Annotated in this window: 13 protein-coding genes; 2 read left to right on the plus strand and 11 right to left on the minus strand. The window is 52.8% G+C overall.

What is annotated here, in order from left to right; genetic code table 11:
* Positions 1-66 precede the first annotated feature (66 nt).
* Positions 67-771 (plus strand): aspartate/glutamate racemase family protein, encoded by a 705-nt coding sequence (locus AMM03_RS09480; RefSeq protein WP_228764643.1) that lies wholly within the window; start codon positions 67-69, stop codon positions 769-771.
* On the opposite strand, the gene AMM03_RS09485 is transcribed toward AMM03_RS09480, so the two are convergent.
* The 3 genes from AMM03_RS09485 to AMM03_RS09495 are packed head-to-tail and all read right to left on the minus strand — an operon-like array spanning position 740 to position 3,543.
* Complete coding sequence (locus AMM03_RS09485) at positions 740-2,041, minus strand: TRAP transporter large permease (RefSeq protein ID WP_090130971.1); 1,302 nt, start codon at positions 2,039-2,041, stop codon at positions 740-742. The genes AMM03_RS09480 and AMM03_RS09485 overlap by 32 nt on opposite strands.
* Positions 2,042-2,043: 2 nt before the next feature.
* Positions 2,044-2,553, minus strand: a complete 510-nt coding sequence (locus AMM03_RS09490; protein WP_090130973.1) for a TRAP transporter small permease — start codon at positions 2,551-2,553, stop codon at positions 2,044-2,046.
* A 6-nt stretch (positions 2,554-2,559) separates the two neighbouring features.
* The gene (locus AMM03_RS09495; RefSeq protein ID WP_090130975.1) at positions 2,560-3,543 is read right to left on the minus strand and encodes a TRAP transporter substrate-binding protein; all 984 of its coding nucleotides are present in this window, start codon (positions 3,541-3,543) and stop codon (positions 2,560-2,562) included.
* 197 nt (positions 3,544-3,740) lie between these two features.
* Between AMM03_RS09495 and AMM03_RS09500 the strand changes: the two genes are divergently transcribed.
* A complete protein-coding gene (locus AMM03_RS09500; protein WP_090130977.1) occupies positions 3,741-7,376 on the plus strand; it encodes a hydantoinase B/oxoprolinase family protein in 3,636 nt (1,211 codons plus the stop codon).
* Positions 7,377-7,386: 10 nt separating this feature from the next.
* Here AMM03_RS09500 and AMM03_RS09505 read toward each other — a convergent pair whose 3' ends face one another.
* The 8 genes from AMM03_RS09505 to pheA form a co-directional block, all read right to left on the minus strand.
* Positions 7,387-7,776 (minus strand): ComEA family DNA-binding protein, encoded by a 390-nt coding sequence (locus tag AMM03_RS09505; protein WP_090130979.1) that lies wholly within the window; start codon positions 7,774-7,776, stop codon positions 7,387-7,389.
* A gap of 119 nt (positions 7,777-7,895) precedes the next feature.
* Entirely contained in the window at positions 7,896-9,053 is a 1,158-nt protein-coding gene (gene lapB, locus AMM03_RS09510) for a lipopolysaccharide assembly protein LapB (protein WP_090130981.1), read from the minus strand.
* Positions 9,043-9,372 (minus strand): LapA family protein, encoded by a 330-nt coding sequence (locus AMM03_RS09515; protein WP_090130983.1) that lies wholly within the window; start codon positions 9,370-9,372, stop codon positions 9,043-9,045. Before AMM03_RS09515 ends, lapB begins: the two co-directional genes overlap by 11 nt.
* Before the next feature lie 101 nt (positions 9,373-9,473).
* Positions 9,474-9,785 (minus strand): integration host factor subunit beta, encoded by a 312-nt coding sequence (locus tag AMM03_RS09520; RefSeq protein ID WP_090130985.1) that lies wholly within the window; start codon positions 9,783-9,785, stop codon positions 9,474-9,476.
* An 83-nt stretch (positions 9,786-9,868) separates the two neighbouring features.
* Positions 9,869-11,560 (minus strand): 30S ribosomal protein S1, encoded by a 1,692-nt coding sequence (gene rpsA / locus AMM03_RS09525; protein ID WP_090130986.1) that lies wholly within the window; start codon positions 11,558-11,560, stop codon positions 9,869-9,871.
* A gap of 183 nt (positions 11,561-11,743) precedes the next feature.
* Complete coding sequence (locus AMM03_RS09530; RefSeq protein WP_090131542.1) at positions 11,744-13,771, minus strand: bifunctional 3-phosphoshikimate 1-carboxyvinyltransferase/cytidylate kinase; 2,028 nt, start codon at positions 13,769-13,771, stop codon at positions 11,744-11,746.
* A 10-nt stretch (positions 13,772-13,781) separates the two neighbouring features.
* Positions 13,782-14,666: a prephenate dehydrogenase gene (locus AMM03_RS09535; RefSeq protein ID WP_090130988.1), complete on the minus strand. Its 885-nt coding sequence runs from the start codon at positions 14,664-14,666 to the stop codon at positions 13,782-13,784.
* Positions 14,663-15,760, minus strand: a complete 1,098-nt coding sequence (gene pheA / locus AMM03_RS09540; protein WP_090130991.1) for a prephenate dehydratase — start codon at positions 15,758-15,760, stop codon at positions 14,663-14,665. Before pheA ends, AMM03_RS09535 begins: the two co-directional genes overlap by 4 nt.
* Positions 15,761-15,796 lie beyond the last annotated feature (36 nt).

Genomic DNA, 15,796 nt, shown 5'->3' on the forward strand with positions numbered 1-15,796 from the left:
ACATGAGCGAGGGTCAATTTTGAATCAAAATCAGTCCCAGTTTGCAGTGGATGGACGAATTCTTTAATGTCTACAAAAAATGATTTGAATCCTTGGGGCGTTCTGATGCTGGACACCCAGTTTCCTCGATACCCAGGAGATATCGGCTGTCCTTTGGGTTGGCCCGTAGCGTTGATGTATCAAAAAGTGTCTGGTATGTTTCCGCAAGAAATTGTGAGAACGCCAGAAAGTTTGAAACAACACCAAGTGTTGCCAGCGTTCGTTAAGGCAGGACGCCAACTGGTTGACCAAGGTGCCAAGGCCCTGACCACCAGCTGTGGATTTTTGGTTTTGCAGCAGCGAGAGTTGCAGGATGCTCTGCCAGTTCCAGTACGGACTTCCAGTTTATTGTTGCTCCCTAAATTGTTAGCCATGTACCAAACTGTTGGTGTTTTGACGATGGATGAATCTGCTTTAAGTGAAGCACACTTTTGGGCGGCCGGCGTGATGCCTCAAGACATGTCTCGGCTGAGGGTGCAAGGGGTCGATCGACAAAGCGTATTTGCCCATGCCATCATGGGAAATTGTGCTCAAATGGATTTTGAAGCTGCCCAACAAAGCGTGCTGTCCGCAGCCATGCGCTTAAAACAAAAAGCCCCCGATCTGAAACATGTGGTTTTGGAATGCACCAACATGCCGCCGTATGCGGGGGCCATTGAACTAGAAACAGGCTGGCAATTGCACAGCCTGCACCAACTGCTTACAACTTCATCTGCTGAGGCATCCAAGTAACGATGGCCGGAAAGAAGTAAATCAACAAGACCGCCACGACCATCAAGAAAAACATCGGCAAGGTGGCTTTGGCGATCCAGAGCAAATCTTTGCCTGTCATGCCTTGAAGCACAAACAAATTGAAACCTACGGGTGGGGTAATTTGGGCCATCTCAACCACCAGCACAATGAAGATGCCAAACCACAAGGGGTCAATGCCAGCTTTTTGAACTGTAGGCATGATGACGCCCATCGTTAGTACCACCATGGAGATGCCGTCTAAGAAGCAACCCAAGATCACGTAAAAGACTGTCAGTGCCAAGATCAGTTCAAACTGACTCAGGCCTAAAGTGGCAATCCATTCTGCCAAGTGACGTGGCAAACCGATGTAACCCATGGACAGCGTCAAGAAAGAAGCGCCGGCCAAAATCAGGGCAATCATGCAGTACAGCCTGGTTGCGCCCATCAGGGCTTCTTTGAAGCTAGACCAGTTCAATGAACCTTGTACGCCCGACAAAACCATTGCGCCTACAACGCCAACCGCAGCTGCCTCTGTGGCTGTGGCAATGCCAGCGTAGATAGAACCGAGCACAGACGCAATTAGCAAGACGACAGGAATGAGACTGCCTGACTCACGGATTTTTTCCATGAAGGTGTAATGGCGATCATTGACTGGCACTTGTTCCGGATGCCGCAAGGCCCAGTAAATGATGTAACCCGAAAACAAACATGCCAGCATGAGTCCGGGCAAGATGCCGGCAATGAACAACTTGGCGATAGAAACGTCTGCTGTCACGCCATAGACGATCATGATGATAGACGGTGGAATGAGCAAGCCCAAGGTGCCCGCGCCTGCAAGTGTCCCAACGACCATGTTATCTGGGTAGCCTCGCTTTGCCAGTTCAGGTAAGGTCATTTTGCCAATGGTGGCGCAAGTGGCTGCAGAGGATCCGGAGACTGCTGCAAAGATGGTGCAACCCGCAACATTGGTGTGAAGCAAACGGCCAGGCAAAGCTTGCAGCCAAGGCGCCAAGCCTTTGAACATGTCTTGACTAAGGCGCGTTCTGAACAGAATTTCACCCATCCAGATGAACAGAGGCAAAGCGGTGAGGGTCCAACTGGAAGAGGACCCCCAAATGGTGACGGCCATGGCGTCGCCAGCAGGACGGCTGCTGAACAATTGCATGCCCACCCAGGCCACGCCTGACAAAGACAAGCCAATCCAGACGCCACTGCCCAAAATGAGAAACAGCGTTGCAACCAGTAGCGCTGTGATCAGTAAATCATTCATAGTTACTCGTTGTGTAACGCTTCATCTGAATTCAAGGCCACTCGTTTGCCCAGAATTTCTAAAATCAATTCGTCGATGAAAGCGATCGCCAAAACCACGGTGCCAAGCGCCATGGAAATTTGAGGAATCCACAAGGGTGTTGCATCGTTGCTGGTGGAAATGTCGTGGAAGGTGTAAGACTGCCAAGACAAACGTATGCTGTAGTACGCCAAGAGGCATGCCAGAAAAGAGGCCATGCCCAATGCCCACAATTCGAGGCCTTTGAGCCAACGGCCTTTGAATCGGCTGATGAGAACTGTGACACGAATGTGCTCACCTTTTTTCAAGGTGTGTGCCAAAGCCAGGAAGCCGCTGGCGGCCATGCAATAACCTGCATAGGCGTCTGTCCCTCTGATGTGAAAGTTGAATTCACGGCCAATGATGGACATCAAAACCATCAAAAGCATGGCACACATGAAAAGCGCCGCCAAAGCGGCGGCGCTGTCATAAATGCGATTTAACAAACTGCGCATTGCTGATCAAGGCTTTTTGTAGGCGTCAACCAATGCTTTTCCTTCAGGGCCCGCTTTTTCAAGCCATTCCTTCAACATCACATCGCCCACTTTTTTCATATCGGCTTTGAGTTGGGCTGATGGTGTGACGATGTTCATGCCATTCTTTTTGAGCAAGTCAATGTACTCGCCATTTTTGGCTTGAGACACTTTCCAGCCGCGTGCGTCGGCATCAGCGCCTGCTTTTAAGACGGCTTGTTTGGTGCCTGCATCGAGGGCATCAAACGCGGCTTTGTTCATGATGACCGCGTTTTTGGGCAACCAAGCTTGGGTGTCGTACCAGTACTTGATGTGCTCGTAGGTTTTGGTGTCGTAGCCGGTGGAGCCAGATGACATGTAGCTTTCAACCACGCCAGTGGCCATGGCTTGAGAGAGTTCTGCGGCTTGAACCGTGACAGGCTGTGCGCCCACCAATTCAGCAATACGTGCGGTAGAGGGGCTGTAGGCGCGCCATTTCACACCCTTCAAATCTGCGGCAGAGTTGATGGGCTTTTTCACATAGATGCCTTGTGGAGGCCATGCCACTGCGTATAGCAACATCATGCCTTGCTCGCCCAATTTCTTCTCTAGGAAGGGGCGCTGTACTTTGTAAAGTTTGAAGGATTCGTCGTAGCTATCTGCCAAGAACGGCAGGCCATCGGCACCAAAAAGTTGCCATTCATTTTGAAAGTTAGCCAATAAGATTTCACCAATTTGTGCTTGGCCACCTTGGACGGCACGCTTGATTTCGGGTGCTTTGAACAAAGAGGCATTGGCATGAACCGTGATTTTCAACTTGCCGCCAGAGGCTTTTTCAACATCGTTGGCAAATTGCACCAAGTTTTCGGTGTGGAAATTGTTGGCGGGGTAGGCCGCGGGCAAGTCCCACTTGGTTTGGGCTTGAGCTGAGGCGATGCCACCCAAAGCGAACAAGGTGGTGATCAGGGCTTGAGAAAGAAGACGTCTTTTCATGTGAACTCCGTTGAATGAAAAAAATCGGAAAGCCTTGCAAGAATAGCACCGACTGCAAATGCAAAATACAGGCCCGTCTTGGTAGAAACGCGAAGTTCGCCTTAAAGATTAGTCTGAAAGGTTTAACATCGCTTTCGATAAGCGTTGAAATCAGACCGCCTATAAGTCGAGTCGCGCTGTAGTTTTAAGGAAATTCAATGACGAGCTTACCGTCCAGTCCGCTGTGGCAATTCTGGATTGACAGAGGGGGTACTTTCACCGACATCGTTGGCAAAAGGCCTGATGGCCAGTTGGTCACCCACAAACTGTTGTCTGAAAACCCCGATCAGTACAAAGACGCGGCGGTGGCAGGTATTCGTCATTTGCTGGGATTGAAATCCAATGAGACCGTCAGCCCCAAATTGGTGAGTTGCGTCAAGATGGGCACCACGGTGGCCACCAATGCACTGTTAGAGCGAAAAGGTGAGCGCACCTTGTTGGTCACCACGCAAGGTTTTCGAGACGCTTTGCGCATTGCCTATCAAAACAGACCGCGTTTGTTTGACCGCAACATCGTATTGCCTGAACTGCTTTACAGCGAAGTCATTGAAGCCCAAGAGCGAATGTCGGCACAAGGCGATTTCATTGAAGCCTTGAACACAGGGGCATTGCGCGTTCAACTACAGGTGCAGTTTGATGCCGGTATTCGCAGCGTGGCCATTGTGTTCATGCACGCTTATCGCTACCAACAACATGAAGCCATGGCTGCACAATTAGCGCGTGAGATTGGCTTCACACAAATCAGCACCTCGCATCAAACCAGCCCCTTGATGAAGTTTGTCAGCCGTGGCGACACCACGGTGGTGGACGCTTATCTGTCGCCCATTTTGCGTCGCTATGTTGACCAAGTGGCCAGTGAAATGCCAGGCGTTAAGCTGATGTTCATGCAGTCCTCGGGCGGCCTGACCGACGCCCATGCCTTTGCGGGTAAAGACGCTATCTTGAGTGGCCCTGCGGGCGGTATTGTGGGCATGGCGCGAACAGCCGAAGGAGCTGGTCACGACAAAGTGATTGGCTTTGACATGGGCGGTACGTCTACCGATGTGTCGCATTACGCAGGTCAATTTGAGCGTGAGTTTGAAACGCAAGTGGCCGGCATTCGCATGCGTGCGCCCATGATGAGCATTCACACGGTGGCTGCAGGTGGCGGTTCTTTGCTGCAGTTTGATGGGGCACGTTTGCGTGTGGGGCCTCAAAGCGCGGGCGCCAATCCTGGGCCTGCCAGTTACAGGCGTGGTGGCCCTTTGGCGGTGACCGATGCCAACGTGTTGGTGGGCAAAGTGCAGCCCGATTTTTTCCCCGCTGTGTTTGGCCCTGAAGGCAATCAGCGTTTGGACAAGCAGGCCGTGGCTGAACGCTTTGCTGCGTTGTCATCTCAAATGAACCGAACTGCAGAAGCCATTGCAGATGGTTTCTTGCGCATCGCTGTGCAGCAGATGGCCAACGCCATCAAGAAAATTTCTGTGGCACGCGGCTATGACGTGACACGCTACACCTTGCAATGTTTTGGTGGCGCCGGAGGCCAGCACGCGTGCTTGGTGGCCGATGCGCTGGGCATGCAGCAAGTTTATGTTCACCCCCTGGCTGGTGTACTGTCAGCCTATGGCATGGGCTTGGCCGATCAAAGTTTGATTCGCGAGCAAGCCGTTGAGTTGCGCCTCACACCCGAGGCCATGCCGTCTTTGGCAGCGCCGCTTCAAAGCTTGGGCGATACTGCGCGTGCTGCGTTGGCCAAGCAAGCTTTGGGCGATGCCATTGAATTGCACGAGCGCGTGCATGTTCGCTATGAAGGTAGCGATTCTGCGCTGGTGGTCAGCATGGGCAGCTTGGCAGAAATCACCGCGCGTTTTGAACAGGCTTACCGTCAACGATTTGCATTTTTGATGATAGGCAAAGCACTCATGGTAGAGGCTGTTTCTGTTGAAGCGATTATCAAAGGTGATGCGTCTGTTGAAGTGCCTCATGCGCTAAATGCGTTACGCGATGTGCCCAAACGAGCTACGGTCAAAATGTATTCTGCTGGTTCTGATGGCGAGTCACGTTGGTGGGATGCAGGTTTGTTTGTACGTGAAGATTTGCGCATTGGCGATGTGATTGCTGGCCCGGCCATCATTGCCGAGAAGAACGCCACCACGGTGGTAGAGCCTGGGTGGCAAGCACAAGTAACCGCCCTAGACCACTTGTTGCTGAATCGCCTTGAAGTTCGTCAAGCCAAACATGCTGCCGGTACTACAGTCGACCCAGTGCTGCTTGAAGTGTTCAACAACCTCTTCATGAACATTGCCGAGCAAATGGGTTTGCAATTGCAAAACACCGCTTACTCCGTCAACATCAAAGAGCGCCTTGATTTTTCTTGTGCTTTGTTCAGCGCAGAAGGCCACCTCATTGCCAACGCGCCGCACATGCCTGTGCATCTTGGCAGCATGGGGGAGAGCATCAAAACAGTGATACGCGAAAACGCTGGCAAGATGCAGCGCGGTGATGTGTTTGTTTTGAATGACCCTTATCACGGTGGGACGCACTTGCCCGATGTCACCGTCATCACGCCTGTGTTTTTAGAAGGTGCAAGTCAACCTGAGTTTTATGTGGGCTCGCGTGGTCATCATGCTGATATTGGCGGCACCACGCCAGGCTCTATGCCACCTTTTTCCACCACCATTCAAGAAGAAGGTGTGCAAATCAACAACGTCAAGTTGGTGTCTGCAGGTGTGTTGCAAGAGCAAAACATGCTTGCTTTGTTGGCCAGTGGCCAATTCCCCAGTCGCAATCCACAACAAAACATGGCCGACTTGCGAGCGCAGTTGGCAGCCAACGAAAAGGGCGTGCAAGAGCTTCGAAAAATGGTGGCCGAGTTTGGGTTGGATGTGGTTCAAGCCTACATGCGTCACGTTCAAGACAATGCCGAAGAGTCAGTACGCCGTGTCATCACTCGATTGAGGGATGGTGCATTCACATTGCCTTTAGACAATGGCGCTCAAATTCAGGTGGCTGTGCGCGTAGATGCCAAAAACCGAAGTGCAGAAATTGATTTCACGGGTACCAGTCCTCAGCAGACCAACAATTTCAACGCACCTACGGCAGTTTGTATGGCTGCTGTGTTGTATGTGTTCAGAAGTTTAGTGAATGATGACATTCCTTTGAATGCTGGTTGCTTGAAGCCTTTGAATGTAATCATTCCAGAAGGCTGCATGCTTAATCCCAATTTCCCGGCCTCAGTGGTGGCGGGCAATGTGGAAACTTCCAGCTGCATCACCAACGCTTTGTTCGGCGCTCTGGGTGTGATGGCGGGCAGTCAGCCCACCATGAACAACTTCACGTTTGGCAACGCCAAGTACCAGTATTACGAGACCATTTCGGGTGGCAGTGGTGCAGGTGTTGAATTGAACGATTCAGGAGCGGTGCTTTCTGGCTTCAATGGCACCTCTGTGGTTCAAACCAACATGACCAATTCGCGTTTGACCGATCCTGAAATATTGGAGTTCAGATTTCCTGTTCGTTTGGAAAGTTATTCGCTTCGACAGGGCTCTGGCGGTTTGGGAAAGTGGCAAGGCGGTATGGGCGGTGTTCGGTGCATCCGTTTTTTAGAGCCCATGACGGCCGGCATTTTGTCCAATGGCCGCGTCTTTCCGGCGTTTGGTGCAGCAGGCGGTCAGCCCGGTGCGCTGGGTCTCAACCGGGTGAGGCGCTTGAATGGGGAGGTAGAAGACTTGCAACACATTGCTCAAGTTGAAATGGCCCCAGGCGATGTGTTTGAGATACATACACCTGGGGGTGGCGGGTTTGGTGTGGGTTAAGGGCTGCGCTTTAAGACTTGGCTGATTTGGATTTGTCGCTGTTTTTGTCGGCAGTCTTGTCAGCAGACTTATCTGATGATTTATCTGAAGACTTTTCATTGGGTTTGACATTGGCCGTTTGGCCAGCACCACTTCCTTTGTAGTCTGCTCCGTTGACAGTCAGTCCCTGGGCAGACAGTTTGGCTGAATTTTTTTCGCCCATGCCACTGACGCGGTGCATCAAGTCGGGCCAATCTTTGAATTGACCTTTGTTGCGCTCTTTCAAAATTTTGCCTGACAACGAGGGGCCAATGCCTTTGATGCCATCGAGATCGGCGGCATTGGCTTTGTTGACATCGACTGCAGCAAAACTGGACAGAGAGAACAGCAAGGCTGAGACGGCTAAGATTTTTTTCAACATGTTGAATTCCTAAAATTGGCACCAACCCCATTGGTGGTGCAAATTCAATTCAACCGCGATTGGGTTGTGTTGTGTGCAGTTTGCAACCCAAGGACAGGGCTTGCAAATGACTGAAAGATTTAGAGCTCTTCCACACGTCTTGGCGGATAGCTGTCCCAAGCTTGGCAACCAGGGCAGTGCCAAAAATGTTCTTTGGCTTCAAAACCACAGGCTGCGCATCGGTACCTGGCCAAAGGCCTTGAGGCTTGTTCGAGGGCTTTTTGCACAGGTGCACGGGTGGTCTCGTTGCCAAGATCTGCACCTGCTAGCCAGCGTGAAGCGGCCAACAAAGAGGGCTGTTTTTGGAGGTGTTCGATGTAGCGTTGCCGTGCTTGTTCGTCGCTGGCATGGTTGGCTTTTTCTAGGGCCACGATGGCATCCATCACATCAATGCAGGGCGATTGCGCATAGTGTGTTTGAAGCAGTTGAAGCGTTTGTGGCACCCGCTGTGCAGACAGCGCTGCTCTAACCAAGCTGCTGCTGGCCAGGGGGGCCGCAACAGAGCCTTTATCAAACAATTGCCCCAAGGTTTCGCAAGCTTGAACCGCCAGACCCATGTTCAGCTGAAGCTGGCCCAGCAGCAGACGAGGCCGCGGTGCATCGGGTGCCTCAGTCATGGCGGTCTCTAACAATTTGGCCGCGCCTGCAGCATCGCCTTGTGCATTCAACTCCCTTGCTTGCTCGCAAAGGTAATGGGCTTTCCGAACCGAGAAGCTCACTTCGCCCGACAGTTCGAGTTGCTCAGCCACTTCTCTGGCTTGAGGCCATTCACGAGAGCGTTCATAAATGGCCAAACGTGCCAAGCGAGCTTGGCCTTCAAACGATGTGCCTTCTAGTTTTTTGAGAGCATCTTCAGCGCGGTCAAGCAGACCTGCTTTGACGTAATCTTTGGCCAATGCATTTTGCGCACGCTGACGATCGGCGGTGCTTAAGTCGCCCCTTGAAAGTAGATGTTCGTGAACTCGAACAGCGCGCTCATATTCACCGCGTCTTCTGAAGAGGTTGCCTAAGGCAAAGTGCAACTCAGATGTGTCGGGGTCGTTTTGAACCGCTTCAATGAAGGCGTCAATGGCTTTGTCTTGCTGCTCGTTGAGCAAGAAGTTGAGGCCTTTGAAATAAGCCCTTGGGGCTTGCCGGTTGTCGATGCGCAATTGACGCAAGTCTAGGCGCGAAGCCAGCCAGCCCAAGCCAAATGCCAGGGGCAATCCAATCAGGATCCAAATGAGGTCAAGTTCCATGACTTGCCTCGGATGCGTTGGGCGCTGCGCCGAGATTTTGCGGTTGATTTTGTGTGTTGGGGGTTTGCGACGCTTGTGCCGCTTGTGCCGTATTGGCAGCTTGCTTTTGACGCCACCAACGGGGCACCATGCCCAAGACGCCCACAATCATGCCCATTGCAAAGGCGATTAAAACAATCAGGACCATGGGCGAACGCCATTGCGTTCCAAAGAAAAAGTAAACCTTGGCTTCGTGCTGGTTGTTCAGCGCGAAAGCAAATAAGGTAAAAAAGACAGCGGCATTCAGTGTCCACTGAAGCAGCTTGAGAAATTGTTTCATGAATGGCCTCAGACAGCCCTGCCATTCTAAAGCGATGACAAGCACAGATGCAAAAAAGGCCCTTCTAGGGCCCAATTTATTCTTCAGCGCAAGAATGCAGCTTATTCAGATTTGCCGTGCAAAACGTCTAAAGAGCCTTGATCGACGGCTTCGCGCAGTGCTTTGCCAGGCTTAAAGTGAGGAACGCGCTTCTCAGGTATTTGAACGCTTTCGCCAGACCGTGGATTGCGTCCCACGCGAGGAGGGCGACGGTTGATGGTGAAGCTGCCAAAGCCGCGAATTTCAATGCGGTGGCCTTTGACCAAAGCTTCGCTCATGGCATCTAACACCGTTTTGACGGCGAATTCGGCGTCACGGTGAGTCAGTTGCTCAAAGCGCGCGGCCAAGGCTTCAACGAGGTCGGAGCGGGTCATAGGGAGAAATGTGCGAGAGGCATAGAAAAAGCCTCTGCCCAACCCCTAGAGGGGCCAGGCAAGAGGCTTTAGTCTTCAGCAGATCATTCAGCTGAATCGTTGTTGTCCAACTTGGCACGCAACAAAGCGCCCAAGCTGGTGGTGCCAGCGTTTTCACGTGAAGACTGTTGGCTTAATGAAGCCATGGCTTCATTTTGGTCAGCAGCATCTTTGGCCTTGATGGACAACTGGATGTTGCGTGTCTTGCGATCGACGTTGACGACCACTGCTGTGACTTCGTCGCCTTCTTTCAACAAGCTGCGAGCGTCTTCCACGCGATCGCGTGAAATTTCGCTGGCGCGCAAGTAACCAATGATGTCGTCGCCCAAGTCGATTTCAGCGCCGCGAGCGTCAACAGTTTTGACTTTACCAGTCACTGTTTGGCCCTTGTCGTTCACTGTCACGAATGTGGTGAAGGGGTCGCCGTCGAGTTGTTTGATGCCCAAGCTGATGCGCTCGCGCTCAACGTCGACTGCCAACACGATGGCTTCAACGTCTTGACCCTTCTTGTAGTTACGAACAGCGGCTTCGCCAGTTTCGTTCCATGACAAGTCGGACAAGTGAACCAAACCGTCGATGCCAGCAGCCAAGCCCACGAACACACCGAAGTCGGTGATGGACTTGATCGGGCCTTTGACGCGGTCGCCACGCTTGGTGTTTTGAGCAAACTCTTGCCATGGGTTAGCACGGCACTGTTTCATACCCAAGCTGATGCGGCGCTTGTCTTCGTCGATTTCCAAAACCATGACTTCGACTTCGTCGCCCAATGACACGATCTTGGAAGGTGCCACGTTCTTGTTGGTCCAGTCCATTTCAGAGACGTGCACCAAGCCTTCGATGCCTGGCTCGAGTTCCACAAATGCGCCGTAGTCGGCGATGTTGGTGATCTTGCCGAACATGCGGGTGCTTTGTGGGTAGCGGCGGTTGACGCCCATCCAAGGATCGTCGCCCATTTGCTTGAGACCCAAGGACACGCGGTTTTTCTCGGTGTCGAACTTGAGGATCTTGGCGGTAATTTCTTGACCGGCTTGCACCACTTCGGAAGGGTGACGAACACGGCGCCATGCCATGTCGGTGATGTGCAGCAAACCATCGATGCCGCCCAAGTCAACGAATGCACCGTATTCGGTGATGTTCTTGACCACACCATGAACGACGGAACCTTCGCGGAGGTTTTCCATCAGTTTGGCGCGCTCTTCGCCCATCGAAGCTTCGACCACAGCACGGCGTGACAACACAACGTTGTTGCGCTTGCGGTCCAACTTGATGACCTTGAATTCCATGGTCTTGTTTTCGTACGGTGACAGGTCTTTGGTAGGACGTGTGTCAACCAATGAACCTGGCAAGAAAGCACGAATGCCGTTGACCAAAACGGTGAGGCCGCCTTTGACTTTGCCGCTGGTGGTGCCGGTGACGAATTCGCCGGATTCCAAGGCTTTTTCCAAGGACAACCATGATGCCAAACGCTTGGCAGTGTCACGGCTCAAAATGGTGTCGCCGTAGCCGTTCTCGATGGAACCGATGGCCACAGACACGAAGTCGCCCACTTGGACTTCGATTTCGCCCAGATCTGATTTGAATTCTTCCAGGGGCACGTAGGCTTCAGATTTGAGGCCGGCGTTAACAACCACGAAGTTGTGTTCGATGCGAACAACTTCAGCGGTGATCACTTCGCCTGGGCGCATTTCCGTGCGCTTCAGTGATTCTTCAAATAGGGCTGCAAAAGATTCTGACATTCAAGTTCCTAATCCGCAAAAAGGTCTGACGACTGCAGGATTGCGTCGTTAACAAGGCTAGATGCGGCGGTTGTTTGCGTTTTCACGCGGGTTAAGTTGATGAACCACAAGACAAATGCGCAAGCAGCGCGGAGGGTGCCTTGTGGACCTCTTCAAAACTTCTTTGTTTTTAAAATAACGTTTTTAAACTGGGAAGTTTTGTTTGCTCTGCCACCAGTCAAGGACCTGGGTCACCGATTGATCGATGCTCAAATCTGAGTTGTCTAGCAGCATTGCGTCTCGCGCTGGCTTTAAGGGTGCCACGCTGCGAGATGTGTCTCGTGCGTCGCGAGCCTCTAAGTCAGCCCGAAGATCGGCGATTTTAGCCTGAAAACCTTTAGAAATCAATTGCTTATAGCGACGATCGGCTCTTTTTGCGGCGCTGGCGGTCAAAAACACCTTCAAAGGCGCGCCAGGAAAGATGACGGTGCCCATGTCGCGGCCATCGGCAAGGAGGCCCGGCAGGCGCTGGAAACTGTGCTGAAGGGCCACCAAAGCCACTCGAACGGCGGGCAAGGTCGACACCTTGGACGCGTTCATTCCACCTTCTTCGCTGCGGATCGCGTCGGTCACGTCTTGGTCATTGAGCAAGACTCGGTCGCCTTCAAAACGCACGGGAAGCTTTTCGGCCATGGCGGCAATGGCGGACTCGTTGGCCGTCTCTAGACTCAAACCGGCCTGCAAAGCAGCATAGGCGGTCACCCGGTAAAGGGCGCCGGAGTCTAAGTAGTGATAGCCCAAACGCTCGGCCACCAAACTAGACAAAGTGCCTTTGCCTGAGGCGGTGGGTCCATCGATGCAAATCACGGGAATGCGGTCTGCCGGTGTTTGCGTCAAAGAGAACAGCGCCTCAAAATAATCGGGGAAGGTTTTGGCCACACACTTGGGATCTTCAATGCGCACAGCTTGTTGGTCGGCGTTGAAGGCTGCCAAAGAGAAACACATGGCCACGCGGTGATCGTCGTAGGTGTGAATGCTGGCGGCTTGCCACTGGCCTGCGGGTAAGGGATGAATGCGCAACCAATCTGGGCCTTCTTCCACTTGTGCACCCAACTTGCGCGATTCTTTGGCCATGGCCGCAATGCGATCGGTTTCCTTCACTCGCCAGCTGGCAATGTTGCGCAGGGTGGTGGGGCCGTCGGCATAAAGGGCCATGACGGCCAAGGTCATGGCGGCATCAGGAATGTGATTGCAGTCCAAGTCGATGGCTTTGAGGGGCCATGCACCGCGTTTGATTTCTAGCCAATTGGGACCACTCTCAATGTGAGCACCCATTTGGGCTGCGGCTTCCATGAAGCGAATGTCACCTTGAATGGAGGATGCGCCCACGCCTTGAATGCGAACCGCTTGGTCGGTGGCGGCCAATGCACCTAAAGCGATGAAGTAGCTGGCCGATGACGCATCGGCTTCAACGTGAATTTCGCCTGGTGAGGTGTAGTGGCTACCAGCGGGGATGGTGAAACGTTGCCAAGCATCGCGCTTCACGTTGATGCCGTAACGCGCCAACAAGTTCAAGGTTATTTCGATGTACGGCTTGGAAATGAGTTCGCCCACCACTTCGATCACAATGTCTTTTTGTGCGGCCAATGGCAGCGACATTAAGAGTGCCGTGAGGAACTGGCTGGACACATCGCCGCGAACTTGAATGGGCTTGTCGAGTTGCAGTTGAGGCGACAAAACGCGCAAGGGTGGGTAGCCCTCGTTGCCCAAATAATCAATGTGGCAACCCAAGAGAAGAAGGGCATCGACCAAATCGCCAATGGGGCGTTCGTGCATGCGCGGCACACCTTTGAGGGTGAAGTCGCCGCCCATCACAGCCAAGGCTGCTGTCAGAGGTCGCATGGCCGTGCCGGCGTTGCCCATGAAAAATTCGATGGCTTCGGTGGGTTTTTTCAATCCAGCTGAGAGGCCATTCGAAGTGCTTTGTCCTAAGCCCGTAATGCAAACACTGTTGGTGCCCGCCTTGGGTTCAACGCCGCATCCGAGTTGGCGCAATGCGGCCAACATCACGCGGGTGTCGTCTGAATCTAAAAGGTCGTGCACCCAAGTGCTACCAGTGCAAAGTGCGGACAACAACAAGACGCGATTAGAAATACTTTTGGAGCCTGGCAGCGTGACAGTGCCGCCTGCTTGTTGCAGGGAAGGAAGATCGAGAAACGCTGTTGCAAACATGTTGGCTGATTTATTTTTCTGAATTTTGGCTGGCACCCATGCGCCAATTGAAACGCAAATCACTGGCTTGGCGAATCATGTCTTCAAGCGCTTGAGGCTCGTTGTCTTGAATGGCTTTTTCAAAGTCGCTCAGGGCGTCTTTGAAGTGTCTGATTTGCAACAAGACTTGGTCCCGATTGGTGGTCAAGATGTCGCGCCATACCACCGGATCGCTGGCAGCAATGCGCGAGAAATCTCTGAAACCAGGGCCGCCCAGGGCAATCAAGTCAGGGCCGTTGTGCTGTTGAAAGATGCCTCGAATGATGGCGTAGGACAACACATGCGGCAGGTGGCTCACCGCAGCAAAAGCCGCATCGTGGGCGGCTGGCGTGAGTTCTGTGATGTAGCTGCCTAAGCTTTTCCAGACTTGCTTGGCCAACTGAACTTGTGTGGCACCTGAGCTGGCCATGGGCGTGACGATCAATGCACGATCTTTGTACAGATCAGCATCTGAATGCTCTACACCTGCCACCTCTTTGCCTGCAATGGGATGCACTGGGACAAAGCACCCAAGTTTGTCGCCCAAAGTGTTGAGCGCTGCTGCAACGATGTCTGACTTGGTGGAGCCAACGTCCATCAAAAGCGCTTCTGATTTCAAGGCGGGTGCAATGACTTTAAAGCAAGCTTCTGTCGCCTTCACCGGCACGGCCAATAAAACCAAGTCAGCACCTTGTACGGCTTGTTCAATGTTGTTCACCGCCAAGTCAATCACGCCCATGCCGAGCGCTTTTTGACGCGATGATTCAGAGGCGCTGTAGCCCACGATGAAAGGTGCCCAGCCAGCTCTTTTTGCAGCCAAGGCAAACGAGCCGCCCATCAGACCGCAGCCAATGAGAGCGACTTTTTCGAACTTCATTCCGGAATGGGGTAAGAACCCAAAACCTTGTAAAAGGCGCACAGGCCTTGCAGTTCTTGCAAGGCAGCCGCCACATGCGGTTGTGAAATGTGGCCTTGAATGTCGATGTAGAAATAGTATTCCCACTGGCCCGATTTGGCAGGTCGAGATTCAAAGCGCGTCATCGACACGCCATTGTTCTTGAGCGGCATGAGCAAGTCATGCACAGCGCCTGGCTTGTTGGGCACGGAGACCACCAAGCTGGTGCAGTCTTTGCCAGACACGGGCGGTGTGGCCAAAGTTTGGGGCAAGCAAATCACAGCAAAACGCGTGCGGTTGGTGGCTTCGTCTTGAATGGCGTGTGCCACGATGTGCAAACCAAATTGGGACGCTGCGCGTTCGCTGGCCAAACCAGCCCAAGCTGGGTTGGTAGCAGCCAATCTGGCACCTTCAGCGTTGCTAGATACCGCACGACGCTCGGCGTTTGGCAAATTTTGTGTGAGCCACGTCTGGCACTGGGCCAATGCTTGTGGGTGGGCTAACACCACTTCAATGTCTTTGAGGTTGTCAGTTTGACGCAGCAAATTGTGTCGAACCAACAAGCTTACTTCGCCAATCACATGAACGGGTGAGCGCAAGAACAAATCAAGTGACCGTGCGACGACGCCTTCTGTGGAGTTCTCCATGCCAACCACGCCAAACTGTGCGGTGCCTGCGGCCGTGGCATGAAACACTTCGTCGAAGTTGTTGCAGTAAATTAGGTTGGCTGCACTGCCAAAAAATTCAATGGCTGCTTGTTCGCAGAAAGTTCCTTGTGGGCCCAGAACTGCAACGCGCTGTGGCGCTTCAAGGGCCAAACAGGCCGACATGATTTCGCGCCAAATGGAAGCCACGTGCGCGTTCAGCAAGGGGCCTTGATTGGCCTTTTCAATTTTGGCAATGACTTGCGCCACGCGATCAGGGCGGAAGAAGGGCGAGCCTTCTGCGCGTTTGATCTCTCCTACTTTTTCAGCCACCATGGCGCGCTGGTTCAGCAGGCTCAAGAGCTGCTGATCGAGCGAGTCGATTTGAATGCGCAGTTCGCCCAAGGCGTCTGATTGAATAGGTTGCGTCATAGTGAGTTCGGTGGTGAAAGTCAAACGGTTGAACGG

Origin of the sequence: Limnohabitans sp. Rim11 (assembly GCF_001269365.1) — a bacterium.
GTDB lineage: Bacteria > Pseudomonadota > Gammaproteobacteria > Burkholderiales > Burkholderiaceae_C > Limnohabitans_A.